The sequence below is a fragment of the Tahibacter sp. genome, from assembly GCF_035481375.1.
Taxonomy (GTDB): Bacteria; Pseudomonadota; Gammaproteobacteria; order Xanthomonadales; family Rhodanobacteraceae; genus Tahibacter.
The window spans coordinates 1-7,226 of record NZ_DATIGT010000189.1; the positions used below are offsets into that span (position 1 = coordinate 1).

Annotated in this window: 9 protein-coding genes; 5 read left to right on the forward strand and 4 right to left on the reverse strand. The window is 68.6% G+C overall.

Translation table 11 applies throughout. The annotated features are described in order from the left end of the window. On the forward strand, positions 1–581 hold a 581-nt coding region (locus VLF18_RS11840; RefSeq protein WP_325279828.1), incomplete at its 5' end, for a hypothetical protein. Between the two features lie 79 nt (positions 582–660). Here VLF18_RS11840 and VLF18_RS11845 read toward each other — a convergent pair. Together VLF18_RS11845 and VLF18_RS11850 are read right to left on the reverse strand one after the other, a co-directional pair. After that, a complete protein-coding gene (locus VLF18_RS11845; RefSeq protein ID WP_325279829.1) occupies positions 661–1,872 on the reverse strand; it encodes a DUF7453 family protein in 1,212 nt (403 codons plus the stop codon). A gap of 161 nt (positions 1,873–2,033) precedes the next feature. Beyond that, positions 2,034–2,648 carry a helix-turn-helix domain-containing protein gene (locus tag VLF18_RS11850; RefSeq protein ID WP_325279830.1) on the reverse strand — a complete coding sequence of 205 codons (615 nt, stop codon included), beginning with the start codon at positions 2,646–2,648 and terminating at the stop codon, positions 2,034–2,036. 99 nt (positions 2,649–2,747) lie between these two features. Here VLF18_RS11850 and VLF18_RS11855 point away from each other — a divergent pair, with 99 nt between their 5' ends. The 4 genes from VLF18_RS11855 (at position 2,748) to VLF18_RS11870 (ending at position 4,918) form a co-directional block, all read left to right on the forward strand. Then, a complete protein-coding gene (locus VLF18_RS11855) occupies positions 2,748–3,173 on the forward strand; it encodes a VOC family protein (protein ID WP_325279831.1) in 426 nt (141 codons plus the stop codon). A 73-nt stretch (positions 3,174–3,246) separates the two neighbouring features. Beyond that, positions 3,247–4,017, forward strand: coding sequence for a dimethylargininase (locus VLF18_RS11860; protein ID WP_325279832.1), 771 nt, complete (start codon positions 3,247–3,249; stop codon positions 4,015–4,017). Positions 4,018–4,025: 8 nt separating this feature from the next. Then, a complete protein-coding gene (locus tag VLF18_RS11865; protein WP_325279833.1) occupies positions 4,026–4,544 on the forward strand; it encodes a GNAT family N-acetyltransferase in 519 nt (172 codons plus the stop codon). Continuing rightward, positions 4,541–4,918 (forward strand): DUF423 domain-containing protein, encoded by a 378-nt coding sequence (locus VLF18_RS11870; RefSeq protein WP_325279834.1) that lies wholly within the window; start codon positions 4,541–4,543, stop codon positions 4,916–4,918. The genes VLF18_RS11865 and VLF18_RS11870 overlap by 4 nt, the downstream gene beginning before the upstream one ends. Positions 4,919–5,259: 341 nt before the next feature. Here the strand turns inward: VLF18_RS11870 and VLF18_RS11875 are convergent, their stop codons facing one another. Both VLF18_RS11875 and VLF18_RS11880 read right to left on the reverse strand, forming a co-directional pair. After that, positions 5,260–6,246 carry a BsuPI-related putative proteinase inhibitor gene (locus tag VLF18_RS11875; protein WP_325279835.1) on the reverse strand — a complete coding sequence of 329 codons (987 nt, stop codon included), beginning with the start codon at positions 6,244–6,246 and terminating at the stop codon, positions 5,260–5,262. 369 nt (positions 6,247–6,615) lie between these two features. After that, positions 6,616–7,226: hypothetical protein (locus VLF18_RS11880; protein ID WP_325279836.1), on the reverse strand; the 611-nt coding region annotated here is incomplete at its 5' end.

Sequence of the window (7,226 nt, forward strand, 5' to 3'; positions counted from 1 at the left end):
ACCTGACGACCGAAGCGCCGTGGCATCTGAGCTCGCTGACGACGTCGCCGGGCGGCGGCCGCAACTACTTCATGGGCGCGGAAACCGGCACGTATACGACCGATCTGTGCACGGCCGTCACGACGCCGCGCATCGCCGTGCAGGCCGGTGCGAGCATGCTGAGCTTCAACGCGCGCTACGACATCGAGCATCGCTGGGACGGCGTGGTCATGCAGGTATCGACCGACAACGGCGCGACCTGGGCCGACTTGCCGCCCGACGGCGGCTACCCGAGCTCGTTCGGTGACACGCAGGGCAACGGCTGCAATTTCCCGGCCTCGCAGGGCGCATTCAACGGCGTGACGACGGCATCGAGCAACGCCGATCCGAACAACGGCACGGCCACCGCCGTGTACAAGCCGTTCACGCGCAACCTGTCGTCCTTCGTCGGCCAGACGGTCAAGATCCGCTGGATCTTCTCGTCCGACTCCGGCCTGGAGTTCCAGGGCTTCTTCCTGGATGACATCTCGGTCGGCGGCAAGCCGGCGGACACGCTGTTCGAGGACGAGTTCGATCCGACGACGCCGGCCAACTGCAACTGAGCCCGGCGGGCTGATGGCGTGACGAAAAGCGCGGCCGCAAGGCCGCGCTTTTTTTACTTTGGGATGTCTGCAGTCCGCATCAAGGCACTGCTTCGAACCCGTCGGCGAAAATCGCGTCGGGCACTTTCGCGACGAACACGCCGCTGCCCCACTCCACCTGGTTGTCGCCGTCCGGATGCAGCGCGGCGACGAACACGAGGTCGCCGCGGTTGTTGAGCATCGGCATGCCCGAGAACACCGAGTCGGTATTGTGCTGCCCGATGCGCCCGGCGCCGAGGTCGGTCGCCACGGCGTCTCCCTTGCCGGCAGCACGCGCGAGCGAGGTGCCGTCGCCGATGTAGATCGCCTGCCCGTTCGCATCGCGCGCGCGGAACGCGACGAGGCCCGCGTCGTTGATCGCCGGCGGAAAGAACTCGAGTTCGCGGATCGTGCCGGCCGGGTCGACGACGGCGATCTCGGTCAGCGTCGCGCCGTCGACGCGATACACGACGCGGCGGCTGTCGTCGGCGCGCGTCGCGATGAACGCGACGCGGCCGTTGTCGCTGAGCGCGAGCGAGTTGTCGAACTGGCGTATCGGCGACAGCGGGTCGGTGCCGCGATTCGCGGCGACGCGCGTCGACGTGCCGTCGCTCGCGAAGCGGCGGATCTCGGTGTTGCTCGTCAGGTCGGGCGACGTCGCGACTTTCGCGACGATCTCGCGCGCGTCGTCGAAGGCCGGCGTGTAGAGATACGTGTAGCTGCTGCCGGGATCCACGCCAGTGTCGGCGGCATGGAACAGCGCCGCGTTGCCGGGCAGCACCGACGCGTAGGCGCGGCCGCTCGAATAATTCGCCTGGAATCCGATCTGTCCGGCCGCATTGATGCCGGGCGTGCTGTAGCTGTTCGCGATCACCGGCGTCGTCGACACGCGTGTCGCGTTCTGCACGGCGTGGTCGTAGCGATAGATGCCGTCGGCGCTCGGCGTCTCGATCAACGTGAACACGGCCAAGCCGCCGTTGTTGAGGCGCAGGGACGCGCTGATCAGCGAATCGAGCGGGCCGTAGAACACGACACCGCCGCTGCCGTTGCCGTCGCCGAACCAGACGCCGGGGCTGCTGCTGCTGCCGTTGGGGACCACTTGTACCGGAAACGCGACGCGTCCCGCGTCGTCGATGTCGGCGCTGATGCTGTTGAACGACGAGCCCGGCGGCAGGTTGTAGCCGTTGTCGTTGACGAGCAGATTCGTGCGCGCCTGCAGTTGCGGCGGTGCGTACTGCGGCAGTTGCGCCTGGGCGCCGGCACCGGCTGCCATCGCAACGACGGAAAACGAAAAAGTGCGGATCCTGCGAACCATGCAAGCGACCTCATGCAGTGCGCCCCCGACCCTCGACTTTAGCGGACCTGCGGTAACGCGTCGTGATGACGGCGCCTGCCGGCCGTCGTGGCTGAAACCGCGACCCGTTCCGATCATGACTAGCGACGCGAACGCCGCGCTGCCGTCGCGCCGGCACCGTCGTCGTCGATCACGCGCTGCAGCAGCCAGCGCATCGCCTTGCGCACGCTCTTCGGATCCTGCCCGGCAGCGAGGTCGAGCGCGGCACGGTCGAACGCCGCGGACAGCAGCGAGGCGAGCGGGGCTACGGGCACGTTGCGCGCGAGTCCGGCCGCGGCCAGCCCTTCCGACAGCGCGGCGGCGGCATGCGCGTCGTCGATCGCCCGCATGTCGTCGAGCCCGAGCACGGCCGGTCCGTCGATCAGCAACAGCCGCGTGCGGCCGTTCTCGCTCATCGCATCGAGATATGCGTCGCCGCCGGCGAGCAGCGCCTGCCGCGGCGACAGCTTCCCGGGCGTCGCCTCGGCGATGCGGTCGCGCACGAGCCGCGCCTCGGACGCGACGACCGCGCGGAACAGATCGCGCTTGTCGACGAAGTGGTGATACAGCGCGCCGCGCGTGATGCCGGCGGCGGCACAGAGATCGGGCGTGGAGGTTTCCGCATAGCCGCGCTGCACGAACAGCCCCCGCGCGGATTCCAGCAGGGCCGCGCGCGTCGCGTCGGTGCGTTCGCGATTGGATCGCCTCGTTTGCATACATGCAGCCTGTATGTTAGCTTGACATTCACATACAGCATGTATGTAAGTAATCGCACCCGCAAGACCCGCCCCCACCAGACTCGAGGAACCGCGCTCATGAAAATCGCCAGCTTCTACCCCGTGCTCATGGTGGACGACGTCGCCGCGACGGCCGCGTTCTACCGCAGCCATTTCGGCTTCGTTCCGCTGTTTGACAGCGGCTGGTACGCGCATCTGCAGCAGGCCGGCGACGCGCAGGTCAATCTCGCGCTGCTCGACGGCAACCACGCGACGATTCCGGCCGGGTCGCGCGGCCGTGCTGCAGGGCTGCTGCTGAACTTCGAAGTCGACGATGTCGACGCGGTACACGCGCGACTGCAGGGCGCCGGCCTGCCTATCCTGCATTCGCTGCGCGACGAGGCCTTCGGCCAGCGCCACTTCATCACGGCCGATCCGAACGGCGTGCTCATCGACGTGATCACGCCGATCCCGCCGAGCGCCGAATTCGCCGCCCGGTACGAGGCATCCGCGCTGCCGCGCTGAGCCCTGCCGGCCGGACTTCACTTGCCGGCGGGAAGCGGCTACCGTGCTGAGCCCGCCCGCGCGAGCATTCGCCGTGTTCCGATTCGCCATCGTCCGACCGCCCAGCCCGAACTTCGCCGCAGGCCTGACGCGGGAAAATCTCGGGCCGCCGGATTTTCCGCTCGCACTCGCTCAGCACGCGCAGTACTGCACTGCGCTCGAACGCTGCGGCCTTGCGCTGATCCGGCTCGACCCCGACGCACGCCATCCCGACGCCACGTTCGTTGAAGACACGGCGGTCCTGCTGCCGCGCTGCAACGTGATCACGCGTCCCGGCGCGGACAGCCGCCGCGGCGAAATCGACGCGATCCGCGAAAGCCTGGCGCAGCAGGGCCTCGCGCTGCAGCCGATCGTCGACCCGGGCACGGTCGACGGCGGCGACATCTGCGAAGCCGGCGAACACGTCTTCATCGGCATCTCGGCGCGCACGAACGCGGCCGGCGCGCAGCAGCTCGCGCAGCATCTGCAAGCCGCCGGCTACGGCACGAGCTTCGTCGACATCCGCGGCGTCGACGGCATCCTGCATCTGAAGAGCGGCATGAGCTGGCTCGGCGACGGCCGTCTGCTGCTGATCGACGCGCTGGCGCAGGACCCGGCCTTCGCGTCCTACGAGCGCGTCCGCGTCGAGTCCGACGAGGCCTACGCGGCCAATGCCGTGCGCGTGAACGATCACGTGCTGCTGGCCGCGGGCTACCGGCGCACCGCGGCGCGGCTGCGCGAACTCGGCTACGCGCTGATCGAGCTCGACATGAGCGAGTACCGCAAGATGGACGGCGGCCTGAGCTGCCTGTCGCTGCGCTACTGAGTACCGCCATGACCCTCGTCGCCGCAACCGAACGCCTTCGCCTGTGCCGCTTCGACGAAACCGATGCGGCCTTCGTGCTGCAGCTCGTCAACGAGCCGTCGTGGCTGCAGTACATCGGCGACAAGAACGTGCGCACGCTCGACGACGCGCGCGCCTATCTCGTCAACGGCCCGCTCGCGATGTACGAACGCTGCGGGCACGGCCTCTACCGCGTCGATCTCAAGGACAGCGGCGAGGCGATCGGCATGTGCGGCCTGATCCGTCGCGACACGCTGCCCGACGTCGACATCGGCTATGCGTTCCTGCCTGCGCACTGGGGCCGCGGCTACGCCGAAGAGGCGACGCGCGCGACACTCGCGCATGCGCGCGAGATCGGCCTGCGCCGCCTGCTGGCGATCGTGACGCCGGGCAACGAACGCTCGATCCGTCTGCTCGACAAGCTCGGCCTGCGCTACGAATGCGACATCGAAATGCGGCCCGGCGACGTCACGGCCGTGTTCGCGGCGGATCTGGCCGCACCGCCGTGATCGCCGCGCGCACGCTGCTCGTTGCCGCCGCCATCGGCGGCGCGCTCGCCGTCGGCCTCGGCGCCTTCGGCGCGCACGCCCTGCGCGACTCGCTCGATGCATCCGCGCTCGCGCTCTGGCGCACGGCCGTCGACTACCTGTTCTGGCACGTGCTCGCCGCGCTGTTCGCCGCGCGTCTCGCGCAGGCGACCGGCACGCGCGGCGCCGCGATCGCGGCATTGCTGTTTCTCGGCGGCGCGGCCGTGTTTTCATCGACGCTGTTCGCGCTCGCCCTCGGCGCCCCACGCCTCCTCGGCGCCGTCACGCCGCTCGGCGGCGCCGCGATGATCGCCGGATGGCTGACGCTGGCCTGGAGCCTTGCGAAGAAACCGTAGGTTGGCGGTGAGCCCAACGGGCGAACCCCAACATCGAGGTGTTCGCTTCCGGCGATCGTCTGGCGAAGGAATTGGCCAGCGGTGCCTTTCGAAAACGGCGCGGCGGGTCCATTCCTCCGGCACGAGTTCTTCGATGCGGAGGCGCCGCGATGTTGGGGTTCGCCCATCGGGCGCACCGCTAACCTACGAGACTCCGGAACGCAAAAAATCCGCACGCCGGTTGCAGCCGGCGTGCGGACCTCAGGGGGAGAAACAACGTACTGCGAATAGCTGCGCCGTCCGTGGCGCCCCGCTCAACTCCCATGCGGTGTGCGGCGCGACCGGAGCCGCGCCGCCGGTGATCAGAAGTGCGTGATGCGCCGGTCGACGAAGATCGGTCCCTGCGCCGAGTACGGCGGCACCGGCAGGAACGCGGTGGCCTGCTGTTCGATCTGGCAGCGCAGCTCGATCGCGATGGTGTAGCTGCCCACGTCGAGCGGTGCGTTCGTCGCGAGGCTGATCAGATCGATCTCGCCGCCGACTTCCTTGCTCGCGCCCGGCGCGATCGAGAACGTCGTGACGATCTGCGCGAAGCGGCGCGGCGCCGACCAGGTGTTGACGACTTCGCCCGCGGCGTCGCGCAGCGTGATCTCGAACTGCTGCGTACTCGGGCAGGTAAACGTCTGCGCCTGCGTGCCGGTGTTCTCGATCTTGAGGCTGGCGCTGACGCGCGGCGTGACGTTGTTGAGGACGCGCGGGCCCGGCAGCAGCGCGCTGACGCGGACGCCTTCGGCGACCGGCGCCTGGCCGATCGTCGTCGCGCCGATGCGCGCGTTCTGCAGGGCGTAATCCTTCGTGCCGGCGATGTTGCTCTCGCTCCACTTCACGAGACCGACGTTCGGCGCGAACCACGCGCTGATCAGGCCCGCATCGGCGCAGGTGCGGCCGAAGTCCAGGCGCGTGACGCGCTGGAACGTGCCGGCCGGCACGCTCAGGCTCAGGTTCTTCGCGCCGATCGTCGCGCTGTTGTTGCAGCCGCCGAGCGCGAGGCTGAAGCGCGAGCCGACATTGCGCGCGAAATCGGCGAGCACGACCGTCGCGCCGGTGTCTTCGTTGTAGGCATAGACGCGCGAGTCGGTCGGCTCGGAGCTGAGCCAGCTCGTGCCCATCAGCGGAAACGCGGTGACGTGGCGCCAGCTGCCGGCACTGTCGTCGACGGCGATGTCGCGCGTCGCACCGGCATTGCCGACGTAGTTCGCGACATCGCCGACGTTGAGCGGCAGGAATTCGCTGGCGGCGGCATTGCCGGCGAAAAGAACGGCGGCGGCGATGAAAATCTGCTTCCTCATGGTTCCTCCGTAGAACCGTTGCCGGCCAGCGATCCGGGCGGGACGCGAGGCGAATCGCGTCCGGCCAGCCGGCCGGTGCTCCTTCATGGAGCGGTCGAATGCGGCATCGGGAACCGCCGCGCACGAGCGCCCGCGACCGGGAAAATCCGGCCGTATTCGCGGCGTTTTGCGGGATTCGAACGATGCGTCCGGGCGACTGCGTCGGACGGCGGGCATCTTAGCCACGCGTGATGCAACGCACAATACGGCAGCGTTGCAGTTTTGTGCACAAATAAAAGCCGCGAGACCCGGCTCGCGGCTTGCTTCAACGATACCTGCCGATTTGTACGGACAGCGCGAACGCTGTTTGAATTTTGCGACGGATGCGCACTACTTGCCGGCGGGCTTCTTCTGCGCGGGCGGCTTGAGGAAATCCTCGGCCGTCTTGTCGAAATTCGCCGCTTTGTACGCCGGCAGCACGAAGGTCCAGCCGTCGAAGCGCGCGGCGAGCGTCGCGACCTCGGCGTCGAGCTTCGCGGCGCGCTCGGCCTTGTCCTTCGCCGGATCGAACGCCGCGGCAGGCGCGCCGCCCTCGGCGCCGGCCGACTTCGCTGCCTCGGCGGCCTTGGCCTCGGCGGCCGCGGCAGCGGCTTCGAACGCCGCGTCGTCCCTGCGTGCGGTGAACCGCGCGTAGAACTTCTCGTCCTTTTTCCAGCCCGTCAGTTCCACGACGAGACCGTCGAAGCTCGCGAACGTCGCGCGATACGTCTTGCCGTCGGCCGGCGGCGCAGCGTCGGCGGCAGCGACGACATCGTCGAAGTTCAGGCCGGCGAGCGTCGTCGCCTGCGTGTTCGCGGCAAATTCCGACGACAGCTCGCGCCCTTTCGGCAGATCGGCGAGTACGTAGTTCGTGTCGCCAGCCTGCGTCTTTGCGATGCGCGCCGACTTGCCGTCTGGACGCGTCCAGGCGACTTCGCGCACGCGCGTCGCCGGCAGGTCGA

What these genes read in the sequence shown, in the direction of transcription:
- VLF18_RS11845 (WP_325279829.1), bottom strand. Translation starts at nt 1,872, where the DNA reads ATGGCAGCCGGTGCCGGCGCCCAGGCGCAACTGCCGCAGTACGCACCG.
- VLF18_RS11850 (WP_325279830.1), bottom strand. Translation starts at nt 2,648, where the DNA reads ATGCAAACGAGGCGATCCAATCGCGAACGCACCGACGCGACGCGCGCG.
- VLF18_RS11855 (WP_325279831.1), top strand. Translation starts at nt 2,748, where the DNA reads ATGAAAATCGCCAGCTTCTACCCCGTGCTCATGGTGGACGACGTCGCC.
- VLF18_RS11865 (WP_325279833.1), top strand. Translation starts at nt 4,026, where the DNA reads ATGACCCTCGTCGCCGCAACCGAACGCCTTCGCCTGTGCCGCTTCGAC.
- VLF18_RS11875 (WP_325279835.1), bottom strand. Translation starts at nt 6,246, where the DNA reads ATGAGGAAGCAGATTTTCATCGCCGCCGCCGTTCTTTTCGCCGGCAAT.